Origin of the sequence: Curtobacterium aurantiacum (genome assembly GCF_018598555.1) — a bacterium.
GTDB lineage: Bacteria > Actinomycetota > Actinomycetes > Actinomycetales > Microbacteriaceae > Curtobacterium > Curtobacterium aurantiacum.
Window position 1 is genome coordinate 153,654 of sequence record NZ_JAHEWN010000006.1, and the last position, 20,136, is coordinate 173,789.

Genomic DNA, 20,136 nt, shown 5'->3' on the forward strand with positions numbered 1-20,136 from the left:
CACCACCACCGTTGCTGCCCGCGTTCCCACCGTCTACGGAAAGACCCCTGTGACCGAGACCACCGTCCACCACCACCAGTTCGACATCGTCATCATCGGCGCCGGAGGCGCGGGCATGCGAGCCGCGATCGAAGCCGGCCCGAAGGCGAAGACGGCCGTCATCTCGAAGCTCTACCCCACGCGGTCGCACACCGGCGCGGCGCAGGGCGGGATGGCCGCGGCCCTCGCGAACGTCGAAGAGGACTCGTGGGAGTGGCACACGTTCGACACGATCAAGGGCGGCGACTACCTCGTCGACCAGGACGCTGCCGAGATCCTCGCGAAAGAGGCGATCGACGCCGTCATCGACCTCGAGAACATGGGGCTGCCGTTCAACCGCACGCCCGAGGGCAAGATCGACCAGCGTCGTTTCGGTGGCCACACCCGCGACCACGGCAAGTCCCCGGTCCGCCGGGCCTGCTACGCCGCGGACCGCACCGGTCACATGATCCTGCAGACGCTGTTCCAGAACTGCGTGAAGCTCGGCGTCCAGTTCTACAACGAGTTCTACGCGCTCGACCTCATCATGGTCGACGTCGTCGGCGAGGACGGCGTCACCCGCCAGCAGCCGGCCGGCGTCGTCGCGTTCGAGCTCGCGACCGGTGAGCTGCACGTCTTCCACGCCAAGGCGATGATCTTCGCGACCGGCGGCTTCGGCAAGATGTACAAGACCACCTCGAACGCGCACACCCTGACCGGCGACGGCGTCGGCATCGTCTGGCGCAAGGGCCTGCCGCTCGAGGACATGGAGTTCTTCCAGTTCCACCCCACCGGGCTCGCCGGGCTCGGCATCCTGCTGACGGAGGGCGCCCGCGGCGAGGGCGCGATCCTCCGGAACGCCTCGGGCGAGCGCTTCATGGAGCGGTACGCCCCCACCATCAAGGACCTCGCTCCCCGCGACATCGTGGCGCGGTGCATGGTGCAGGAAGTGGCCGAGGGCCGGGGTGCCGGTCCGAACAAGGACTACGTGCTGCTCGACTGCACACACCTGGGGGCCGAGGTCCTCGAGACGAAGCTGCCGGACATCACCGAGTTCGCCCGCACGTACCTCGGCGTCGACCCGGTCGTCGAGCCGGTCCCCGTCATGCCGACCGCGCACTACGCGATGGGCGGGATCCCGACGAACGTCAAGGCCGAGGTCCTGTACGACAACACCACCGTCGTCCCCGGCCTGTACGCCGCCGGCGAGTGCGCCTGCGTCTCCGTGCACGGCTCGAACCGTCTCGGCACGAACTCGCTGCTCGACATCAACGTCTTCGGCAAGCGCTCGGGCAACAACGCCGCCGAGTGGGTCCAGACCGCCGAGTTCCTCCCGCTGCCGGAAGACCCGGCTGCTGGCGTCCGCGGCATGCTCGACCAGCTCCGCGCATCCACCGGCACCGAGCGCGTCTCCGCCCTCCGCAAGGAACTGCAGGAGGAGATGGACAAGAACGCGCAGGTGTTCCGCACGGACGAGTCGCTCGCCCGCGTCACCGAGACCCTGCACACGCTCCGCAACCGATTCATGCAGGTCTCGGTGCAGGACAAGGGCAAGCGGTTCAACACCGACCTGCTCGAGGCCGTCGAGCTCGGGTTCCTGCTCGACCTGGCCGAGGTCGTCGTCTACTCCGCACGCAACCGCAAGGAGAGCCGCGGCGGCCACATGCGCGACGACTACCCGAAGCGCGACGACGAGAACTACATGCAGCACACCATGGCGTACCTGACGGGCGACCCGCACTCGTCACTCGCCGACGACCACATCACGCTCGACTGGAAGCCTGTCGTCATCACGCGGTACCAGCCGATGGAGAGGAAGTACTGAGATGACCGACACCCTGGTCTCCGACGCACCCCGCACCGACACCGTGCAGGACGCCCCTCCCGGATCCTTCTCCGTCACGGTCATCGTCCGTCGCTTCGACCCTGACGTCGACGACGAGCCGCGCTGGCAGGACTTCGACGTCATGATGCTGCCGACCGACCGCATCCTCGACGCCCTGCACAAGATCAAGTGGGAGCAGGACGGGTCCCTGACCTTCCGCCGCTCCTGCGCGCACGGCGTCTGCGGCTCCGACGCGATGCGCATCAACGGCCGCAACCGTCTGGCGTGCAAGACCCTGATCAAGGACCTCGACGTCTCGAAGCCGATCTACGTCGAGGCGATCAAGGGCCTGCCGCTCGAGAAGGACCTCGTCGTCGACATGGAGCCCTTCTTCCAGAGCTACCGCGAGGTGCAGCCGTTCCTGCAGTCCTCGTCGGCCCCGACGCCCGGCAAGGAGCGTGTGCAGTCCGTCGCCGACCGCGCCCGCTTCGACGACACCACGAAGTGCATCCTCTGCGCAGCGTGCACGTCGTCCTGCCCGGTGTTCTGGACCGACGGGCAGTACTTCGGTCCGGCCGCGATCGTGAACGCCCACCGGTTCATCTTCGACTCCCGCGACGACGCCGCGAACGTCCGTCTCGACATCCTCAACGACAAGGAAGGCGTCTGGCGCTGCCGGACCACCTTCAACTGCACCGACGCGTGCCCCCGCGGCATCCAGGTGACGAAGGCGATCTCCGAGGTCAAGCAGGCGATCATGCGGGGTCGGGCGTAGTCCCGGCTCCGTCCAAGCTCCGCACCACGCCGACCGATAGGCTCCCGACCATGACGTTCGCGGACACCCGCCCCATCCTCGACCAGCTCGGCTACACGACCCGGTACGTGCAGCTCCCCGGTGAGACCCTGCACGAACCGCCGGTCGAGGGTGCGCTCCGCATCGTCCAGACCGACGCCTCCGGCTACGCGCTCGAGGTCGTCGACTACGGCACCGCTCGTCGTCTCGCGCAGACGACAGGCGAGGATGACGCGGTCGAGATGCTCCGCCGGTTCCTGAACCGTCCGTTCCCGGCACCGCGTGACATCCCCCGACACGAGCTCGACGGGCTCCGTGACCGTGCGGCGTCGACCTACCCGCAGCTCGCGCAGCAGGTCACACAGGCCGGCGAGCAGGGGCTGACCATCCAGATCCCGGCGGGGGTCCCCGTCGACCGCATCGGTGGCCCGGACGGCTACCTGCTGCACCCGCTCGACACCCCGGTGCCCAGCCGCTCGCTGCCGCCGCACGTGACCTCGTCGCCCGAGACGCATCGCTACGTGGTCGACCGGCCGTTCCTGGTGAACGTCCGCTTCGTCCAGCCGTGGTTCGAGCAGCCGGGCGGAGCCCTGCGCTTCCAGATCGCCGACCCGTCCGCCACCGTGCGTGACCTGGTCGTCGACGGCGCGCTCGTCCGTCTCCGGGTGATCTGAGCCCTCCGACACACGAACAGCCCGCCCCACGCTCGACGCGTGGGGCGGGCTGTTCTCGTTCGTGGAGCTACCGCAGGTCGGGGCGATCGTACTGCGCACCGGCCGGGTTCGACGGCAGGCAGCCGAACACGATGGCCGCGGGGCTCGCGACGAGCGAGACGAGCCAGAGCGGACCCGGCAGGTTCGCGTCGTGGAGCCGACGCCACGCGAGTGCCAGGTTCGGCACGAAGGTGGCGAACCACCACAGCACGAACAGCACGAGCAGCACGAAGGCGAACGGTGAGGGCGCACCCGACACGTCGCGCGAGTACCCGTAGTCGTCCACGACCGTGGTCGACGGGCTGGTGGCGATCAGCAGGGCGATGAAGCCCCCGTAGAGCACGATCGTGACGATGGCGTTGGCCAGGAACCAGTACCAGTACTCGCTGCGACTGGCACGGCCGTCGAAGCGGGCGTACTTCTTGAAGAACCGGAGGAACGCGTCGAGGAACCCGATGCCGTACCAGGGGGCCCAGAGCGGCGGAACGCCGTCCGGGCCGACCGGTATCGGCTCCGCCAGCTGCGGGTACCCACCGACGTACGGCTGGGCGTACTGCTGGTACGGCTGCTGCCCGTAGAGAGGCTGCTGCCCGTAGAGAGGCGGCTGCCCGTAGAGAGGCGGCTGCCCGTAGAGAGGCTGCTGCCCGTAGAGAGGCTGCTCGCCAGAGCCCGGCTGCCCGTGAGCAGGCTGGTCACCGGACCCCGGCTGCCCCTGCGGCTGACCTCCACCCGGCTGGCCCCACTGCGGCGTCCCGTCGTTGCTCATCGACCGACCTCGGGCCGGTCGTACCGCGCTCCCTGCGGGTTCGACGGCAGCAACCCGAAGACGATGCCGACGACGCCGACGAACAGCGCGATGATCCAGAGCGCCCCGGAGAGGTTCGCGTCGTGCAGGCGCCGCCAGCCGAGGGCGAGCGACGGCACGAGGGTCGCGAGACCCCAGAGCGCCAGCAGGACAAGTACGACCCAGAAGACCGGCGGGACGGGGTCGACCACGGTGATCTCGTTGCCGTAGTAGTCGACAGTCCGGCGATTGAGTGTGCTGAGGCGGATGACCGTCCCGATGGCGACGAGTACCCCGGTGACGATCGCGTTCGCGAGGATCCACCACCAGAACTCACTGCGGCTCGCACGGCCGCTGAACGTGGCGTACTTCGCGAAGAAGCGCGCGACCGCCTTCGGGAACGAGATCCCGTACCACGGGGCCCAGCGCGGCGGCGTCCCCGCGGCGTCGGTCTGCTGACCGGGCTGCTGCGGGGGCGCCCACTGCTGCGTGCTCTCGGTCATCGCGAGCCCTCCGGACGGTCGAAGCGTGCGCCCTGCGGGTTCGACGGCAGCGACCCGAAGACGATGCCGACGATGCCGACGAAGAACGCGATGATCCACAGCGCACCAGGGAGGTTCGCGTCGTGCAGTCGGCGCCAGCCGAGGGCGAGCGTCGGGACGATGATCGCGAGGCCCCAGAGCAGGAACAGGATGCCCGAGATGACGAACAGCGCCGACGGCTCGGTGACGGTCGACTGGACGCTGGTGGACGTCGCCGTCGACGTCGACACGGTCGACCGCTCTGAGGTGCCGATACCGATGCCGTACAGGATACTGAGGACGATGACCACGATCGCGTTGGCGAGGTACCACCACCAGAACTCGCTCCGGCTGGCACGACCACTGAACGTCGCGTACTTCTTGAAGAAGCGGCCCACGGCCTTGCCGAACGAGATCCCGTACCACGGCGCCCAGAGCGGCGGTTCGCCGTTCGGTCCGGTCGGCGGCTGCTGGCCGTACTGCGGCGCGCCACCGAACTGTGCGTTCGGCTGGCCGGTCGGATGCTGCGGGTACTGCTCGCTCACGTGATCCCCCTCGAGTGTTGGCTGATGTTCGTGTTCGAGTCAACCAGAACTCGTGAGCCCCCGTCAGGAGCGTGACGGCGCGTTAGCCCTGCTGTGGGCGGTCGTACTGCTGCCCCTGCGGGTTCGACGAGATCAGGCCGACGATCAGCGAGAACAGGATGCCGATCGGCGGGATGATGAACAACAGGGCGAGCAGGCCGCTGAGGTTCACGTCGTGCAGCCGTCGCACGGTCAGCGCGATGAAGCCGAGCGCGCAGGCCAGGCTCCACAGGCTGCCGAGCCCGTCCGACCCGTCGTCGACGAACGGCAGCACATCGAACCCGCTGCCGATGATGCCGGCGGCCGCCGAACCGATGAGGTACCAGAGCGCCCAGAACCAGTACTCCGACTGGCTTGCCCGACCGTCGAACCGCACGTACTTCTTCCAGAACCGCAGGAACGCCTGGGGGAAGGGGATGCCGTACCAGGGTGCCCAGAGCGGCGGCTCGGACCTCCCGCCACTCGGCTGCCCCGGACCGGGCTGCGCGTACTGCCCGTACTGGCCCGGAGACTGTTGTCCCCACGGCTGCTGGCCGGACGGTCCCGGCTGCTGCCCGTACTGGTCCCGGGGCGGGTACTGGTCACTCATCGTGGGGGTCCTTCCGGCGCGGGCTGTCGGTCCACACAGAGTGTGGCACTCCCCCGGGGCGGCGAGCGTCATCCGCGCGGACGACTCCTGTCCGACGGTGCGGTCAGGGAAGGAGCGCGAGCTTGCCCCCGGGGTGCCCGGACTCCAGCAGCTCAGCGGCCTCCTTCGCCTCCGCCAACGGGAACGTCCGCGCCACCGGGACCTCGAGGTGCCCGGCACCGGCGAGGTCGATGAGCCGCTGCCGCACCGAATCACGGAACGCCTTGCTGGCCGGCTGCGCCCCGCCCACCGCGGCGATGCCCTCCGACGCAGCGCGCGCCTGCGCAGCGATCGTCACGATCCGTGACCGGTCCGCAACCAACGCGAGCGAGACGTCGACGGCCTCGTCGGTGCCGACGCAGTCCAGTGCCACGTCGATACCGGAGGGTGCGAGACCACGGACACGCGCCTCCAGGCCGTCGCCGTACGCGACCCACTCGCCACCGAAGCGTCGCACGACGTCCGCACCACGCTCCGACGCGCTGCCGATGACGCGCGTGCCCAGCAGCCGCAGCTGCTGGAGCAGGCTGACGCCGACCGCGCCCGAGGCGCCGTGCACCAGGACGGTGTCGCGCCCCTCGGCGCGGGTGACGCGGAGCATGTCGGCGGCGGTCGAGCCGGCGAGGAGCAGGTTGGCGGCCTCCGGGAAGCCGAGCGAGGCGGGCTTCGCGAAGACGTCGGACGCGGGCACCGTGACCGACTCCGCCCAGCCGCCGCTGATGCGGAACGCCAGGACCTCGTCGCCGACCGCTCCCCCGCCGGACGCGATCTGCGTGTCCGGACCGACGGCGGACAGGACGCCGGCGACCTCGTACCCGACGGCGATCGGCAGGTCCGCGGGGTCGCCCTGGCGGGTGTGCTTGGTGTCCGCGGGGTTCATGCCGGCGGCGCGGACGGCGATCGTGACCTCGCCGGGGCCGGGTGCCGGAACCTCGGTGTCGACGTACTCCAGGACTTCGCTGCCGCCGAACCGCGGGGCCAACCAGTGCTTCGTCATGGGGTGGACGGTACGCCGATGGCCTTCTGGCGTGACGAGCCACGATCGACCGAGCGGCCTCGTGCTGACCTTCCGGCACGACGCTCGGTGGTCACGAGTGCTCGCGCCGGTCAGGGAGTGGTCGCTTCCGTGGCTCCTGGTACCAGGCGAAGCCCTCGACACGGCGGACGAAATCTTCCACGGCTGCGTTGCGGTCGCCGCTCTCGCGAGTCGATTCCTCGGTGCCGCGATCGCTGGTGGTGGACACTCGCCATCCGTACCGTTCGAGCGCATCCGACTCCGAGTCGAAGTGGTGCACGCCCTCGGGCCTGCCTCGCTCAGTCGTCGCGAAGACCGCGAAGCCCGTCACGTCCTCGTTGATCACCGCTTGATCCGGCCGACTTTCCTCGTCGGAGAACCAGATCCACGATCGGAGGCCTTCTTCCGCGATGATCGATCTTGCCTCCGCCCTATCGATCAGGTCCATTGTCAGCAGTCCCGATCAGCGGACGACGCCGCTCGCGACCAGCTCCTTCAGGTCGCGGAGCAGCATGATGAACACCTCGAGCGCGTCGGACTCGTCCTGGTAGTCCCGCGGACCGATCTCGACCGCCCGCTCGTCCGTCGACACCACCCGGTAGCCGCCGCCGAACTCGTAGATCGCCACCGCGTCCGGCTTCCCGGTGGGCTGCCGGAACCACACCGCTCGCTCGAGGCCCTCGGCAGCGAGGATCTCCTTGGCAGTTGACCGATCCATGTTCTCCTCCTTGTGGGACGACACCGTTGTCAGATCTCCTCAGTGAGCCTGAGTCCTTCGAGCAGCCTGCTGAGGGCACGGCTACCATCCTGCTGCAACGTGAACCCCTCGGGACACTCCCGTTGTGTCGGCTGCTGAGCAGAACCGCGTGCCCGTCAGCGCTCCGGCGCCACGGTCCGCCGCTCCTCGATCACCGAAGTGTCCGACACCGTGAATCGCTCCACAATCTCGCGCCCTCGAGGAGCCCAGGTCGTGGGAGGTTCCTAAAACGCGCCCAATCACCACAGGGATCCCAACTGCCCTAGTGCCCGAGGAACTTCCTGCGGAGCTCCTTGTACCGGACGATTCCTTGCACACGGTTCACGAAATCGTCGACGGCTGCGGAGCGGTCCGAATAGTCGTTGACGGACTCCTCCGTGCTTCGTTCGTTCGTCGTTGAGACCCGCCAACCGTCTGCAGTCTTGTAGATGCAAGAGGTGTCCACGTCGTTGGAGGGCTGCCGCATCCAGCGGAAGGGAACGCCCGCGGCCTCGGCCAGGGCGAGAACGCGCGTCGCGTCGATGTCATCCATGAGTTCGTCCTGTTCTCAGTGCCGAAGGAGTTCGCGGAGCACGCCGAGCGCCTGGAGGATCTCGAGCGGCAGCGGCAGCGACAGCGACAGCAGGAGCCGCACCTCTCCGGTTCAGCGCCAATCCCAGGAGAAGTTCCACTCGAGTGCATCCAGCGCGGACGGGTCGAGCTCTGGATGAATCTCGAGAGATTCCCCTTGACCAGATCCATCCCGCGGATCAAGTCGTTGTCGACGGAGGCCAAATCGATCTGTGACAGCGTCTCATAGTCGCGCATGACCTCCTCGAGATCACGGTGAACCGTGTCGGGAAACGACTCCACTGCCGTCCAGAACTCACCAGGCGTCGCGCTCCGACCCTTCCCGATCAGTCGAACTACTGCTTCGCTGAGAGCGAGATCCACGATCAACTGCGGTCCTTCCGTTCAGGCCAGATCACCCGGGTCGGGCCGGATGCCGGATCCACGTTCACGGTCTTTGTGATCGCCGGGTTGTTTTCCCGAGGCGGGATCCGCCGTCGCCCCAGACGTCCACGATCCACGTTCCCAATTGTTCCTCCACCGCCGCCCGTACCCGATATCCGTTGTTACGCTCGTGGCATGACGTTCGAACAGCTTCGCGCTGACCTCGATGGCCGGGGCTTCGGCCTGGAGCTGGTCATCCTCCCTGGCGATCCGCCAGCCGGGCCCCCTCCCGAGGGTGCACTCCGGGTGGTGCAGGTCGGGCAGGTCTTCGAAGTGCAGTGCATCGACTACGGGCAGCCACGGGTCGTCGTCAAGGCCCCTGACGAGGACGCGATCGGGCGAGCACTTCTGGGGTTCCTCGACCGGCCGATCCCGCCGGTGCTGATGATGGCCCCGTCGGAGGTCTCCGCGATCGAGGACAGACTCGCTCCGTACTATCCCCAGCTCCGCGAGCAGATCACGGCGAGTGGTGGTGCGAGCTTGATCCAACTCCCGCCTGGGATCCTCGTGGACCGCATCGGCGCGCTCGACGGCTGGCTCTTGACCCAGCTCAACGCTGCGTTCGAGTCTCGCTCCCTGCCGCCGACGGCGCTTCGGGAGCCTTCCGGAGTGCACCAGTTCGTGACCGAGGCGACCGTGCTCGTTCGAGCATCGATCGTGCCTGCCTGGTTCGGACAGCCCGGCGGTGCCATCCGCTACACGATCGCCGACGAGTCTCTGACCATCCGCGACCTCCTCGTCGAAGGTTCTCTTCGACGGATCTCCGTGCCGGTCCAGGCGCAGACTCCTTAGCACGAGCCGCGACGCGCGAAGTCAGTCGCTCTCCTCGTCACAAGTCTCGAATGTGTAGCCGAAGCCATCGAGAGCGACTCGGGAATCGGTTTCCGGTCTACCGGGACTCGATGACGAAAGCCCTGCTGGTCATCGACCGCAGAATTCCTTCGTTAGGTCTGCCCCGCAGCATCGGCATCGCATCGACCGGATTCCCACGTGAGGTCACGACCTGCACCTGCAGACCGTCGCCCGGTTAACCGAATGCCGCGTCGATACGACCCACCTTGAGCTCCCGCCCGCGATCCCGGTCGGCCGCGTCGGCGGGCCGGAGGGTACGCTCCACAACCCGTTCGGCGCGTCGTTCGCGTCGAGGTCGCTCCCACCCAACGCCTTGTCGCTCCCGTCGAGCGTGCACCCCTACGTCACCGACGGCATCGTGCTCGTGCAAGCGCAGACCACACTTCCGTGGCTCGGGGCAGCCCAGCAGAACTCCGGAGGATCACCGGCAGCGACTGATCCGACAGTGGCATCGGCGAACCCTGCGCGGCCATCAGCCGCAAGCGTTCGGGTTACCTCCGAAGCCACTTCTCACTCGGGGAGGGCCGCCCCCGAGAATGCTCGCCGAGAGTCGACCTCGAGCGCACACCGTTCGATGTCAGCTACGGGTACCCGGGCGACGGTTGCGAACTGCGCCGCCGGGGCGATGAACCGCCCGCCTCCGAAGCACGCTCGGTGAGGAGATCCGCGGACCGTCCATTCCAGAAGGTTCCTCTCGTTCTCCACACTCAGCGACATCCCGTCGGGGAGTTCCTCGGGACGGTCGAGGAGCCAGTGCCCCAGCTCAAGGCCGGCCCGGTAGCGAAGGGCACCAGACGCTGAAGCGGCAATCCGCCGCGCAGCGTCCTCGCCTGCTTCGAACACCACCCCGGTCCAGTCACCGGATCCCCTGTCACCTTCCCACCCGTGAACTGCTCCGCCTCGAACGACGTACCGCTCCAGCGTCTCCTGGTCGCCGAACTCGACGAGCCCCGCCTCCGTCACGACCAGATCGTGTCCAGCGCGGCGCAGGAGGTCTTCGAGGAGTCCGAGGTGCGGGAACGCGATGCGCTCGTCGCTCATGACAAGATCCCGAGCCCGCGGAGGTCCGTAACCGAGCGGACACTCATGGGGGGACCGGGGTCGACGAACCTGACTTGGAGCCCTCCACCCGGGTGCCCGAATGCTGGAGCGATCTCGCTCACCTCGATCTTCAGCCCCTGCCCCTCGAAAGCAGCGGCGTCGAAGTCGTACTTCCGATAGGCATCGCTGAGGTTGGACGGTGGAAGGGCGCGCTGTTCGAACGAGGTCCCCGGGAAGGAGAAGAAATTGCCGGACTCCTTCCCGAGCCGGTCGAGTTTCGAGCCGTACTGCTCGACGAACCTGTGCGGATCCACCCAGTCGATGCGGTGCCCGGCGACGGCGCCAGCGTTGCCGGGGTACTCGGGCAGGTACGACTGCCAGTCCTCGTTCCAGTCGATGTACCGGTCTTCCCAGCTGTCCCGCGTGAGGTAGTTGCTGTCGGCGTCCTCACCGTATTCGTCGTATCTCCTTGCCGGTCGAAGCGCAGACTCGGTAGCGACAATCGACTCGGGCATCCGTGCGCTGAGCCAACCGAAGTCGAACCTCCGTGCCGGTACAGGCGCAGTAGTGCGAGTCGCGCTCGCTGGCATCGCCGTCTTCGGACAGCCAGGCTCGGCGCACACCCGGGGCCGCGGAAGGACGAATCGAGTGATTCGGGACTAGATGCTTCCCACTTGTTTGCCCGGAGAAGACCCACTCACGATCTCGATCACCTCGGCGAGCGAACGCGCCCGGACCCAAGCGAGCCGGTAGACCAGAGACCACTCGATGTCGGAGAGCGTTCGCACGATGTGTTCCACACCGTCGATGTGCCACCGAAGCTCTCTGTCTGAGTTCTCCTCAATCAGGTCAACTCCTGCCGGCGTCGTCGCCTTCCCGTCGAACCACGGCGCATCGTTTCGGACTTCACCTTCTCGCACCAAGACGTAGCGCTCGGCATCCACCAAACAGCTGAACCACGCGAGAGACCAAATGCTCCCCTTGTCACGAATCTCGAACTTGTACCCAGAGCCGTCGACAGTAATCCTGAAAGCGGTCTCCGGTGTGCCGTACTCGAAAACGATCCGGTCATCGCGCTTGATGCCGGGTATCGAAGAGAGGTCCGGCGATTCATTGCCCACGAACGCTCCGAGCAGATCGGCGTCAGCTCGCTGAAGGCCAGTCTGGTCAATCAAGCGTGAAAGCCCTTCTCGTCATCGACGGCAGAATTCCTTGGTCAGGTCTGCCCCGCAGCATCGTCATCGCACGGAGAACGTCCTCGTTCACGCCCAGATCACACTCCCCTGGTTCGGGCAGCCCAGCGGCGCGGTCCGCTTCTCGATCGCGTAGACGATCCGCGATCTGCTCGTCAGCGGCGCGCTGCAGAGGATCGTCGTTCAGGACTGAACGGACGACCGCGCCTCGTGCCGAGAGGCCGGAGTCAATCGGGAAGCGCAGGCTCGGCGAATGCTCGCCGGGAATCGGTCTCGAGCGCGCACTGCTCGATGCGGTCCACGGGAACACGCGCCACCGTTGCGAACGGCAACGAAACGACCCCTCCCGAACCCGGCACGGAGCGGGGCGCCTGCGCCGTCCACGGGAGCACGTTCAACGTGGACTCGACCGTCGACGTCATGCCAGCGGGAAGCTCCTCGGGGTGATCGATGCAGCCAGTGGGCGCGTTCGAGGTCAGTTCGATCTCGGGTGACACCAGCAGCAGAGGACGCGATTCGACGCGCAGCATCGTCACCGTCTCCGTCTCTGAACACGACATCTGTCCAGGACCGCGAGCACCTCGAGGCACGGTATTGCGGCGTAGTCCGATGGATCAGCGGCACGACGGAGTCGTTCAGCGCGAAGCAGCGGACGCCGCGGCCGCGAACGCCGAGCGGGCGTCGAGCTGGAGCGCGCACTCTTCGATCTGGTCCAGCGGCACCCGTGCCACGGCCGAGAACTGCACCGCATGGGCCTCCGGGAGAGCGCCGCCGAAACGGACTCGGTGTTCCGTTCCCGATGCGCTCCAGGTGAGGAGAACACCGGCGCCGTTTTGCTCGATAGTGAACCCTTCGGGGAGTTCGTGCTCTTCGTCGGGAAGCCAATGTGCGATCGGCAGACCACGAGCTTCGCGAATGTACCCACTCGCGTCCGCGACGATCCACAATTCCGCGTCCGTGGCCGACCCGAACCGTGTGCCGGTCAGGGCGCCACGCCCCCGGTCTCCACGCCACTCCTCGACCGACGTGCCGGACACCGAGTACCGCTGCAGTGTCTCGTGATCGCCGAACTGCACCCTTCGCGGTTCACACGTGACGAGGTCGTTTCCGGCACGCAGCAGGACGTCCTCGAGGTACTGGAGGTCGGCGAACTCGCCTGGTTCACTGTCGGTCAACTCAGGATTCCCAATCTCTTGAGGTCGGTGACGGAAACGAACTCAATCGGATCGCCCGGCTTGAAGAACCGCACCTGCAGTCCACCGCCAGGGTGCCCGAAAGCCGGAGCGATCTCGCTCACCTCGATCTTCAGTCCCTTTCCTTCGAACGCAGCGGCATCAAAGTCGAACGTCGAGTACTTGTCGCTGAGGTTGGACGGCGGCAACGCTCGCTCTTCGAATGACGTCCCGGGGAACGAGAGGAATTCGCCCTTGTCCGCACCGAGCCGGTCCAACTGCGACCCGTACTGCTGCACGAACAACTGCGGATCCGTCCAGTCGACGCGATGGCCGGCAACAGCTCCCGCGTTGCCCGGGTACTCCGGCGCGTACGACTGCCACTCCTCGTTCCAGTCGATGTACCGGTCTTCCCAGCCGTCCCGCGTGAGGTAGTTGCCGTCGGCGTCCTTGCCGTACAGGCCGTTCGGATTGCCCCAGTCGTCGACGAGAGCGCGCACTTCGTCGCTCATCCCCGCGCCCTTGTACGTCGGGTCGTCAGGAGCTCGGTAGTTCTCACCGAGCTCGTCGAGGTGGAGGTGCGGCTCGCCGTAGTCGGGCCGCTCGGCATCGCCCCGGGCCGACTCGTCACGCTCCCAGCCGGGACCACTGGGATCGTCGGCGAACACCGGGTCCGTCGAACGGTCGGAGTGGTGCGGGGGCGGAGTCCCGGGCTCGTCGTGCCCGTCGCCGTCCGGCCGACCACCACCGGCGCCGTGATCGGCATCCGTGCCGTGGCCCGAGCCACCGTGCCCGGCCGAGTCGCCCCCGTGCCCTGCACCGCCGTGCGACCCCGACGTCGAACCGCCGTCGCCTGTCGCCGTCTCGCCGTGCCCACCGGCCCCCACGAGCGCCGGCTCCCGCTCCGGCGCGTGCACCGTCGCATCGCCGCCGTCGGCCCGCGCGTTCGCGTCGCTCCCCGCACGCACGTCCGTGTCCGCCTCGGTCCGAGCAGGCGGCACCTCGACGTCGGTGTCGCCGTGCCGTCCGTGCAGAAAGTCGTCGAGCCCGGTCTTGAAGTCGGCGAGTCGCCCAGTCGACCCGACGGCGTCGTCACCGACACCCTTCGTCATGATCGTCTTGAGCTCATCGAGCCTCGGCAGCACCTTGGTCAGGCCCTTCGAGACCCACGCACCGGCATCGACGAGGTCGAGGAACTTCCCCGCCTTGCCGACGGCCCCCGCGACTTCGCCGACCTTGCCGACGGCGCCGAGCTTGCCCGCTTGCCCGGCGATCGGGACGGCGATCGAGCCGATCCCCCACAGCGCCTGTCCGGCGGCGCGACCAGGGTCCCTGCCCCATTCGTCCCAACCGACCGTCGCCTTTCCCACCTGGGTCCACGCCTCGAGCTGGAGGTCGCGGTCCTTCTGCATGGTCTTCATGTTGAAGCCCGTGAGCGCGAGGACCCCACTCCACGACGTCGCTGCGGTCTCCAGGTGGAAGCCCGTGCCGTCCACACCGACGAGGGTGCCCAGCCCCTTCACTGTGCCCCAGATGCCGTCGACGACGACGCCCTTGAGCATGTTCGGCAGGAAGTCGGCGGTCTTCTCGGAGCACGATTCGTTCCGCTCCGACGCGGTCCCCCACGGCAGCTTCGTGCCGGCGGGCAGTTTTTCGTACCCGTAGGCGAGGACGTCGTCCGAGCCGCTGCCGCTCATCGCGTGCAGCGGTTGCAAGCCTGACAGCCCACGGATGGTGTTCGCGCAGGAGCGCTCGGCGGCCTGGTACGCCACCACCTGCGCGGCGACGCCGTTGATGATCGCGTTGTTCTCGTCGGTGAGGGTCTCGTCCTGGTCCCAGGACTCGACGATCGCGCTGTTGCCGTACTCGGTCTTCGCCGTCTTCGGGGTGAACGCGTCGACGTCGCGGTGCAGCTGCTCGGCGCGCGTGACGTACGCCTTGAGCGCGGCGACGATCGGCGTGACCTCGGTGACGAACGTGTCGAGCGCCTTCGCCGCGGTGTCCAGGTCGTCGCCGAACGTCGTGCCCTGGGGCCCGATGGGTGTCATCACCGCGAAGAGTTCCTGGTCGCTCGGGCCCTCGTAGGAACCGGAGATGCCGCTCCAGGCGGTGACGATGTCGGCCGTGCCGTCGCGGACGGCGGACGCGACGGTCCGCAGCGAAGCGGCACCACTCGTGATCGCCTCGAGTTGGACGTCCGTGTACGGGATGGCTCCCGTCTTGACGACGCCGGTCACCGATCGAACATCCCGTCGAACGCGCGGAAGTCGCCGTTGGTGGACGCCGTGACGGCGTTCGCCTGCACTGTCGCAGCACCCATCTCGTCGTCGCCGTCGACGATGGCACGTGTCGCGCCGGCAGCACCGTACAGCGATGCCTGGATCCGGTTCTGGATCCCCGTCAGTGTGGCCTGCCGGTGCTCGAAGAACCCGGCGAGCGCCTCACCGATCACCTGTGACTGTGCTGCCGTCGCGGCGTCCTGCACGACTTCTCCGACGCCGTGGATGGATCCGTCCGCGGATCCGCCCAGGGCGTTGTTCATCGTCGTGGTCTTGGTCGACACGTCCGTGAGCACGGCCTCGACCCCGGCGGGGTCGACCCGCCATCCGTCGACCACGTCAGCCGATGTTGCCGACGGCCGACTTCGCCTTGCTGATGGCCGACTGCGCCGACTCGTCGTTCGACTGCAGCGATGCACGCAGCGTCGCGATGATCTGCTTGACCTCGCCGGCGACGGTGTTCCACCGCTGTTCCTTGGCGTGGTACTCGTCCGAGACGCCGTCGGCCTGGTAGTCGGCCATGGCCGCCTTCACGTCCGAGTCACGCTGCGCGATGAGCGACTCGAGCTGAGCCGCCACGGCGTTGAAGTTGTCCTGCGCGTTCTGCGAGGCCGCGACGTCGTAGTCGCGACGGTCTGCCTGGTTGCCACCGCTCATGGTGTTCTCTCCCTCTCCCCGAAGATCCGTCAGGCGCGGCCGCTGAAGCGGGCCGCGTCGAAGTTCGAGCTGCCCTCGAGCGAGCTCGTGGACTGCGCCATGTCCTGGTCGCCTTCCTGGAACGAACGATCCATGCCCGAGATGCCCTGCAGCACGCTCGCGAGCGCACCGTTGAGCTCGTTGGCGATGGTGTCGGTCTCGGCCTTGAAACGGTCGAAGGCCTGTCGACCGGCACCGTTGAAACGACCCTGCAGCGGCTCGGCCGAGTCGGCCAGCTTGCGGACGAGCGTCCCCAGGTCGCCCGACGCTCCGGACGTCTGCTTGGTCAGGTTGGTGAGGACCTGAGCCCCCATGGCGAACTTCATCGCACATCCCCTTCGTCGTTTCCCCCACCCCGAACGGGTGACAGCGAATACTCGCAGCGTAGACCACGACGGCGACGCGCGTCACCCCCGGCTTCTGACATGATCGGACGTGCCGATGGGAGGTGAGGCATGTCGTCGTTCGTGGTCGAGACCGTCGTCCCCGTGATGACCTGTGGTCGATGCGGGGTCGCGTCGAGCCAGGGGCAGCGCTTCTGCACCGACTGCGGCGCACTCCTCGGTCGCACGGTCGCCTCCACCGAGTACGACCCACTGCAGGGCGTCGCCACGGCCCCGGCCGGTTCTGTCCTCCTCGCCCGACTGGTGGACGTCGTCGTCTGCCTGCTCGGCGGTGCCGCCGGCGCCGCCCTCCTCTTCCTCGCCCACACCGCGGTCCCCTCCTCCGACCCCGTGGGCACCGCCGTCGCCGGAGCCGTCGCCGGGCTCGTCGTGACGACCGTGATCGTGGCGATGCGCGCCTCCAGGACCGGTCGCGGGCCGGGTGGGTTGCTCCTCGGTACCCGCGTCGTCGACGTCGACGACGCGCTGCCCGCCGGGCCCGTCCGACAGCTCGCCCGCCTCGGTGGCCGTCGGCACCGGCGTGCGCCCGGAGCCGGCCCGTGGGCCGCGGCGACGGGCACGCTGACCGCGGCGCTGAACCGCGGACGTGAGCCGCTCGACCCCGCCGTGCCTGCGCTCGGCACTGCGTTCGGCGCCGCCGCGTCGGCGGGTGTCCGTCCCGGGTCGACCCCACTGCCGGGAGGCGCGGTGCAGGCCGGTCTCGACGCCACCCGTCGTGCGGGGTTCGGTCCCACCCCCGCGGCCGGGTTCGCGGCAGTGCCCACGCCGACCGCACCGGTGGCCGACGACTCCGTACCGCCCGACGCGGTCGTCCTGCGGTTCGACTCCGGCGCCGTGCACTGGTTCGGCGGAACCTGCGTGATCGGCCGGAACCCCGAGGCGGAGCCCGGTATCGCGACGATCGCGGTGCCGGACCTGTCGCGCACGCTCTCGAAGACGCACGTCGCCCTCGTGCAGGCCGGCGGAGTCGTCGTGCTCCGCGACCTCGGTTCGACCAACGGCACCTCGGTGGTCCGTCCGGACTCCTCGTTCGAGGACCTCGTCCCCGGCGTGGACCTGCCCGTGCCCACCGGCTCGACGGTCCGGATCGGCGACCACGCGTTCGTGGTCGCCCGGGTCGGGGCCGCGACGTGAACCCGCTCCGCCGCGACACGTCGGAGGACGGCCGCCCGGTCGCGAAGCACCCGCTCCTCGATTCGGCGGGTGACGGCAGCATCCGCTACGAGACCCGTGCGGGGATCGTGCGGCTCGGACGCGCCCAGGCCGACCTGCTCGCCACCGCGGCAGGCGAGGGCGCCCGACCGATCCTCGTGACCGACGGCCTGTCCGTGGTCACCGAGGCCTTCCGCCAGGCCTTGCTCGACGCCGGGGGCGCCTGGGTCGTCCGCGGCGACGACGGCCTCCGCAACGGGCTCGACGGCGGACGGCTCGACGACTTCACGGACGCGGTCCGCACCGGACCGCCGATCTCGGTGCAGGACGTCGCCGTCGGGTACCTGCGCCCCTGGGCTCCCACGGCGGACCAGCTCGTCGTCTCGGTGTCCGTCCGGCACCGGGCGGCGGACGAGACCGTCCTCGGCGCCACCACGGAGCTCCTCGCGACGGAACTCGCCGGGGCGGCGCCGACCGGGTGGGGCACGCACGAGCCAGCGGGTCGCGGGTGGGACCGCCGCACGCTCACCGAGGCCGCTCGCTCGCGGATGCCCGACCCCACGCGGTTCCTCGCCGTCGGTTCGCCCGACGCCCCCCTCGCGGTGACGATCACGGCGCAGCGCACCGAGCACGGCGTCGAGGAACTCACCACCGGGCTGCTCGCGGTCGGTGCACTCGGGGACACCGTCTCCGAGATGCGGGTCGCCGCCGTCCCGCAGGTGCTCGGGCGGCTCGCCACGACGCAACTGCCGCTCTTCGCCCTGGTGCTCCGGCGCCAGGGCCGGGCGGACCTCGCGCAGGCGCCGCGTCTGTCCCCGCCCCCGCTGCCGGTCGCGATGCTCCTCGGTGCGCCGGCGGTCCGGCAGCTCGACCTCGACGTCGAGGCGATGCGCGACCGCTTCGGCGCCGTCATCGCCGGACGACCGCGGATCCCGGCGCTCGTGCTGCCCTTCGGGCGGCAGCAGGACCGCAACCCGGTCGACGAGCTGGCCGACGTCGTCGACCACATCGGGCGCGACCGCGTCGCCGACGCCGTGGGGATGGACGACCGGACGAGGGAGCAGGTGCAGCGTGCCGCGGAACAGTGACTCGATCCTGCTGGAGAGCGTCTCGACGCACCGCCGACGACTCCGGCAGGCGTTCGTGCTCGGGCGCCTCGCCGACCGCCGTCTGGTGAACGACAACGTCAAGCGGTTCATCGGCAGCGTGGTGCTCGCCGCGGTCGTGGGGGTCGGGTGCCTCGGGTACTCCTTCGTCACGAACGCGCTCGCACAGCAGGCCGCCCAGCAGCAGGCGCAGCAGACACCGCGACCGGTGCCGACCACGCAACCCCAGCAGGAGACCAATTGAGCGACTTCACCCGCGTGACCGTCGTCGGGGTCGGCCGCCGTGCCGACGTCGTCGTCGCCTCCGACGAGCCGTTCGCCGGGCTGCTGCCGCGCCTGGTCGACATCCTCGACGAACCGATCGCGGACAGCGCGCAACCCGTCGCCCTCGTGCGGGTCACCGGTGAAGAGGTGTCCCTGGCCGCGGACGCCGCCACGCAGGAGATCGCCGACGGCGAGGTCCTGCACCTCGTCCGTCGCGCCGACGCACCGCCACCGCCCGAGGTCTCCGACGTCACCGACGCCGTCGCTGACTCCCTCGGCCGTCGACAGGACGGCTGGGGCGCCGCGGCACGGCAGTCCGTCGCCGCCGCGACGATCGGGGCCACCGCGTCGGTCGCGGGCACGCTCGTGGTCGCGGCGTTCACCGTCGCGTCCGTCCGCGCCGCGTTCGACGGCGGGACCGTCTCCCCCGCGCTGTTGCCGTCCGTGCTCGTCGGCAGTGGCGTGGTCCTGGCGATCGCGGCCCTCGTCGCCGGTCGTGCGGGGGCCCGCTGGACCGGCGTCGCCCTCACCGCAGCGGCCACCGGGCTCGCGCTGCCGATCGGGCTGGCGGTCGGACCGGTCCTCGGACGCGACGGTGACCAGCCCGCGATGGTCGCCGCGCTCGTGCTCGTGTGGGCCTGGATCGCGCTCGGCCTCGGACTCGGCGTGGGGCAGCGCACACGGACGATCGGCGTCGCCGCCGTCGTCGGCGTCGTGCTGCCCCTGCTCGGCATGGTCACCTGGCTCACCCCGGCCCCGCAGGCCGCCGGTTGGGGCGTGGTCGGGATCGCCGCGATCGCCGTCTGCGGACTCCTCCCCTCGGTCGCGATGTCCTCCGCCGGACTGACCGGTCTCGACGACCGGGTGAGCGGCGGCGAGCCCGTCGCTCGCGTCCGCGTCGTCACGGCGCTCGAGGACGCGTACCGTGCGCTCGACTGGACCACCGCTGCGGTGGCCGCCCCCATCGCCCTCGCCGGCGCCGCTCTCGTCTCCGACCGCGACCCCTGGGCCGTCGGGCTCGGCGCCGCGGTGGTCGTCGTCGCCGCGCTCCGGACGCGCGCCTTCCCGCTGACGCTGCAGGGTGTGCTGCTCTGGAGCGCCGTCGTGGTCGCCGCGGTGCTCGGGCTCCTCGGTCACGCCCCCACCGCACCGTTCCAGGTGCTCGGCGCACTCGCAGGCCTCGGCGTGCTCGGAGCCCTGCTCGCCGGGGTCCGGCCGGCAGCACACCAGCGAGCCCGCCTCCGGTCGCTCGGCAACGTCCTCGAGACGATCTCGGTCGTCGTGGCACTGCCGCTGCTGCTCGGGAGCTTCGGCCTGTTCGCCGCGCTGCTGGAGACGTTCTGACC

Annotated in this window: 25 protein-coding genes and 1 pseudogene; 9 read left to right on the forward strand and 17 right to left on the reverse strand. The window is 69.1% G+C overall.

Features of this window, described 5'->3' with window-relative positions:
- Positions 1 to 49: 49 nt before the first annotated feature.
- Genes sdhA through KK087_RS07685 form a run of 3 tightly spaced genes read left to right on the forward strand, consistent with a single transcriptional unit; the run spans position 50 to position 3,310 of the window.
- A complete protein-coding gene (gene sdhA / locus KK087_RS07675) occupies positions 50 to 1,843 on the forward strand; it encodes a succinate dehydrogenase flavoprotein subunit (protein WP_214528435.1) in 1,794 nt (597 codons plus the stop codon).
- 1 nt (position 1,844) lies between these two features.
- Positions 1,845 to 2,618 (forward strand): succinate dehydrogenase iron-sulfur subunit, encoded by a 774-nt coding sequence (locus KK087_RS07680; RefSeq protein ID WP_071244286.1) that lies wholly within the window; start codon positions 1,845 to 1,847, stop codon positions 2,616 to 2,618.
- A 50-nt stretch (positions 2,619 to 2,668) separates the two neighbouring features.
- Positions 2,669 to 3,310, forward strand: a complete 642-nt coding sequence (locus KK087_RS07685) for a TNT domain-containing protein (RefSeq protein ID WP_214564743.1) — start codon at positions 2,669 to 2,671, stop codon at positions 3,308 to 3,310.
- Between the two features lie 67 nt (positions 3,311 to 3,377).
- Here the strand turns inward: KK087_RS07685 and KK087_RS07690 are convergent, their stop codons facing one another.
- From KK087_RS07690 to KK087_RS07725, 8 genes are all read right to left on the reverse strand, one after another.
- Entirely contained in the window at positions 3,378 to 4,115 is a 738-nt protein-coding gene (locus KK087_RS07690; protein ID WP_214564744.1) for a DUF805 domain-containing protein, read from the reverse strand.
- Complete coding sequence (locus KK087_RS07695; RefSeq protein WP_214564745.1) at positions 4,112 to 4,636, reverse strand: DUF805 domain-containing protein; 525 nt, start codon at positions 4,634 to 4,636, stop codon at positions 4,112 to 4,114. Before KK087_RS07695 ends, KK087_RS07690 begins: the two co-directional genes overlap by 4 nt.
- Complete coding sequence (locus KK087_RS07700; protein ID WP_214564746.1) at positions 4,633 to 5,199, reverse strand: DUF805 domain-containing protein; 567 nt, start codon at positions 5,197 to 5,199, stop codon at positions 4,633 to 4,635. The genes KK087_RS07695 and KK087_RS07700 overlap by 4 nt, the downstream gene beginning before the upstream one ends.
- Before the next feature lie 82 nt (positions 5,200 to 5,281).
- Positions 5,282 to 5,827 (reverse strand): DUF805 domain-containing protein, encoded by a 546-nt coding sequence (locus KK087_RS07705; protein ID WP_250900912.1) that lies wholly within the window; start codon positions 5,825 to 5,827, stop codon positions 5,282 to 5,284.
- A gap of 103 nt (positions 5,828 to 5,930) precedes the next feature.
- A complete protein-coding gene (locus KK087_RS07710) occupies positions 5,931 to 6,863 on the reverse strand; it encodes an NADP-dependent oxidoreductase (RefSeq protein WP_214564747.1) in 933 nt (310 codons plus the stop codon).
- A 91-nt stretch (positions 6,864 to 6,954) separates the two neighbouring features.
- Positions 6,955 to 7,329: a hypothetical protein gene (locus KK087_RS07715; RefSeq protein ID WP_214564748.1), complete on the reverse strand. Its 375-nt coding sequence runs from the start codon at positions 7,327 to 7,329 to the stop codon at positions 6,955 to 6,957.
- Between the two features lie 15 nt (positions 7,330 to 7,344).
- Positions 7,345 to 7,599 (reverse strand): hypothetical protein, encoded by a 255-nt coding sequence (locus tag KK087_RS07720; RefSeq protein ID WP_214564749.1) that lies wholly within the window; start codon positions 7,597 to 7,599, stop codon positions 7,345 to 7,347.
- A gap of 301 nt (positions 7,600 to 7,900) precedes the next feature.
- Positions 7,901 to 8,170 carry a hypothetical protein gene (locus tag KK087_RS07725; RefSeq protein WP_214564750.1) on the reverse strand — a complete coding sequence of 90 codons (270 nt, stop codon included), beginning with the start codon at positions 8,168 to 8,170 and terminating at the stop codon, positions 7,901 to 7,903.
- 596 nt (positions 8,171 to 8,766) lie between these two features.
- Here KK087_RS07725 and KK087_RS07730 point away from each other — a divergent pair.
- On the forward strand, positions 8,767 to 9,423 hold the full coding sequence (locus KK087_RS07730; RefSeq protein WP_214564751.1) for a TNT domain-containing protein: 657 nt from the start codon (positions 8,767 to 8,769) through the stop codon (positions 9,421 to 9,423).
- A gap of 283 nt (positions 9,424 to 9,706) precedes the next feature.
- Positions 9,707 to 9,871 (forward strand): annotated as a pseudogene (locus tag KK087_RS18020) (hypothetical protein); the annotation flags it as partial.
- A gap of 122 nt (positions 9,872 to 9,993) precedes the next feature.
- Here the strand turns inward: KK087_RS18020 and KK087_RS07735 are convergent.
- From KK087_RS07735 to KK087_RS07775, 9 genes are all read right to left on the reverse strand, one after another.
- Entirely contained in the window at positions 9,994 to 10,524 is a 531-nt protein-coding gene (locus KK087_RS07735; RefSeq protein WP_214564752.1) for a hypothetical protein, read from the reverse strand.
- A complete protein-coding gene (locus KK087_RS07740; protein ID WP_214564753.1) occupies positions 10,521 to 11,039 on the reverse strand; it encodes a TNT domain-containing protein in 519 nt (172 codons plus the stop codon). The genes KK087_RS07735 and KK087_RS07740 overlap by 4 nt, the downstream gene beginning before the upstream one ends.
- A 144-nt stretch (positions 11,040 to 11,183) precedes the next feature.
- Positions 11,184 to 11,699: a hypothetical protein gene (locus KK087_RS07745; protein ID WP_214564754.1), complete on the reverse strand. Its 516-nt coding sequence runs from the start codon at positions 11,697 to 11,699 to the stop codon at positions 11,184 to 11,186.
- A 245-nt stretch (positions 11,700 to 11,944) separates the two neighbouring features.
- Positions 11,945 to 12,253, reverse strand: a complete 309-nt coding sequence (locus tag KK087_RS07750) for a hypothetical protein (protein ID WP_214564755.1) — start codon at positions 12,251 to 12,253, stop codon at positions 11,945 to 11,947.
- Positions 12,254 to 12,352: 99 nt separating this feature from the next.
- Positions 12,353 to 12,892 carry an Imm61 family immunity protein gene (locus tag KK087_RS07755; protein ID WP_214564756.1) on the reverse strand — a complete coding sequence of 180 codons (540 nt, stop codon included), beginning with the start codon at positions 12,890 to 12,892 and terminating at the stop codon, positions 12,353 to 12,355.
- The gene (locus KK087_RS17895; RefSeq protein WP_214564757.1) at positions 12,889 to 15,126 is read right to left on the reverse strand and encodes a TNT domain-containing protein; all 2,238 of its coding nucleotides are present in this window, start codon (positions 15,124 to 15,126) and stop codon (positions 12,889 to 12,891) included. Before KK087_RS17895 ends, KK087_RS07755 begins: the two co-directional genes overlap by 4 nt.
- A complete protein-coding gene (locus KK087_RS07765) occupies positions 15,123 to 15,506 on the reverse strand; it encodes a DUF6507 family protein (protein ID WP_214528450.1) in 384 nt (127 codons plus the stop codon). Before KK087_RS07765 ends, KK087_RS17895 begins: the two co-directional genes overlap by 4 nt.
- Before the next feature lies 1 nt (position 15,507).
- Entirely contained in the window at positions 15,508 to 15,825 is a 318-nt protein-coding gene (locus KK087_RS07770; protein WP_027466434.1) for a pore-forming ESAT-6 family protein, read from the reverse strand.
- Positions 15,826 to 15,854: 29 nt separating this feature from the next.
- Positions 15,855 to 16,190 carry a WXG100 family type VII secretion target gene (locus KK087_RS07775; RefSeq protein WP_027466433.1) on the reverse strand — a complete coding sequence of 112 codons (336 nt, stop codon included), beginning with the start codon at positions 16,188 to 16,190 and terminating at the stop codon, positions 15,855 to 15,857.
- Between the two features lie 129 nt (positions 16,191 to 16,319).
- Here KK087_RS07775 and KK087_RS07780 point away from each other — a divergent pair, with 129 nt between their 5' ends.
- From KK087_RS07780 to KK087_RS07795, 4 genes are read left to right on the forward strand one after another with little or no spacing between them, the layout of a single operon-like run.
- The gene (locus KK087_RS07780; protein WP_214528452.1) at positions 16,320 to 17,402 is read left to right on the forward strand and encodes an FHA domain-containing protein; all 1,083 of its coding nucleotides are present in this window, start codon (positions 16,320 to 16,322) and stop codon (positions 17,400 to 17,402) included.
- Positions 17,399 to 18,508, forward strand: coding sequence for a DUF6177 family protein (locus tag KK087_RS07785; RefSeq protein WP_214564758.1), 1,110 nt, complete (start codon positions 17,399 to 17,401; stop codon positions 18,506 to 18,508). Before KK087_RS07780 ends, KK087_RS07785 begins: the two co-directional genes overlap by 4 nt.
- On the forward strand, positions 18,492 to 18,770 hold the full coding sequence (locus tag KK087_RS07790; protein ID WP_051596901.1) for a hypothetical protein: 279 nt from the start codon (positions 18,492 to 18,494) through the stop codon (positions 18,768 to 18,770). Before KK087_RS07785 ends, KK087_RS07790 begins: the two co-directional genes overlap by 17 nt.
- Complete coding sequence (locus KK087_RS07795; protein ID WP_214528455.1) at positions 18,767 to 20,134, forward strand: EsaB/YukD family protein; 1,368 nt, start codon at positions 18,767 to 18,769, stop codon at positions 20,132 to 20,134. Before KK087_RS07790 ends, KK087_RS07795 begins: the two co-directional genes overlap by 4 nt.
- Positions 20,135 to 20,136: the final 2 nt, after the last annotated feature.

Bases quoted from the DNA above. Each gene is read 5' to 3' on its own strand.
- KK087_RS07680 (WP_071244286.1), top strand. From the start codon at position 1,845: ATGACCGACACCCTGGTCTCCGACGCACCCCGCACCGACACCGTGCAG.
- KK087_RS07685 (WP_214564743.1), top strand. From the start codon at position 2,669: ATGACGTTCGCGGACACCCGCCCCATCCTCGACCAGCTCGGCTACACG.
- KK087_RS07690 (WP_214564744.1), bottom strand. From the start codon at position 4,115: ATGAGCAACGACGGGACGCCGCAGTGGGGCCAGCCGGGTGGAGGTCAG.
- KK087_RS07695 (WP_214564745.1), bottom strand. From the start codon at position 4,636: ATGACCGAGAGCACGCAGCAGTGGGCGCCCCCGCAGCAGCCCGGTCAG.
- KK087_RS07705 (WP_250900912.1), bottom strand. From the start codon at position 5,827: ATGAGTGACCAGTACCCGCCCCGGGACCAGTACGGGCAGCAGCCGGGA.
- KK087_RS07710 (WP_214564747.1), bottom strand. From the start codon at position 6,863: ATGACGAAGCACTGGTTGGCCCCGCGGTTCGGCGGCAGCGAAGTCCTG.
- KK087_RS07715 (WP_214564748.1), bottom strand. From the start codon at position 7,329: ATGGACCTGATCGATAGGGCGGAGGCAAGATCGATCATCGCGGAAGAA.
- KK087_RS07720 (WP_214564749.1), bottom strand. From the start codon at position 7,599: ATGGATCGGTCAACTGCCAAGGAGATCCTCGCTGCCGAGGGCCTCGAG.
- KK087_RS07725 (WP_214564750.1), bottom strand. From the start codon at position 8,170: ATGGATGACATCGACGCGACGCGCGTTCTCGCCCTGGCCGAGGCCGCG.
- KK087_RS07730 (WP_214564751.1), top strand. From the start codon at position 8,767: ATGACGTTCGAACAGCTTCGCGCTGACCTCGATGGCCGGGGCTTCGGC.
- KK087_RS07735 (WP_214564752.1), bottom strand. From the start codon at position 10,524: ATGAGCGACGAGCGCATCGCGTTCCCGCACCTCGGACTCCTCGAAGAC.
- KK087_RS07740 (WP_214564753.1), bottom strand. From the start codon at position 11,039: ATGCCCGAGTCGATTGTCGCTACCGAGTCTGCGCTTCGACCGGCAAGG.
- KK087_RS07770 (WP_027466434.1), bottom strand. From the start codon at position 15,825: ATGAGCGGTGGCAACCAGGCAGACCGTCGCGACTACGACGTCGCGGCC.
- KK087_RS07775 (WP_027466433.1), bottom strand. From the start codon at position 16,190: ATGAAGTTCGCCATGGGGGCTCAGGTCCTCACCAACCTGACCAAGCAG.
- KK087_RS07780 (WP_214528452.1), top strand. From the start codon at position 16,320: ATGTCGTCGTTCGTGGTCGAGACCGTCGTCCCCGTGATGACCTGTGGT.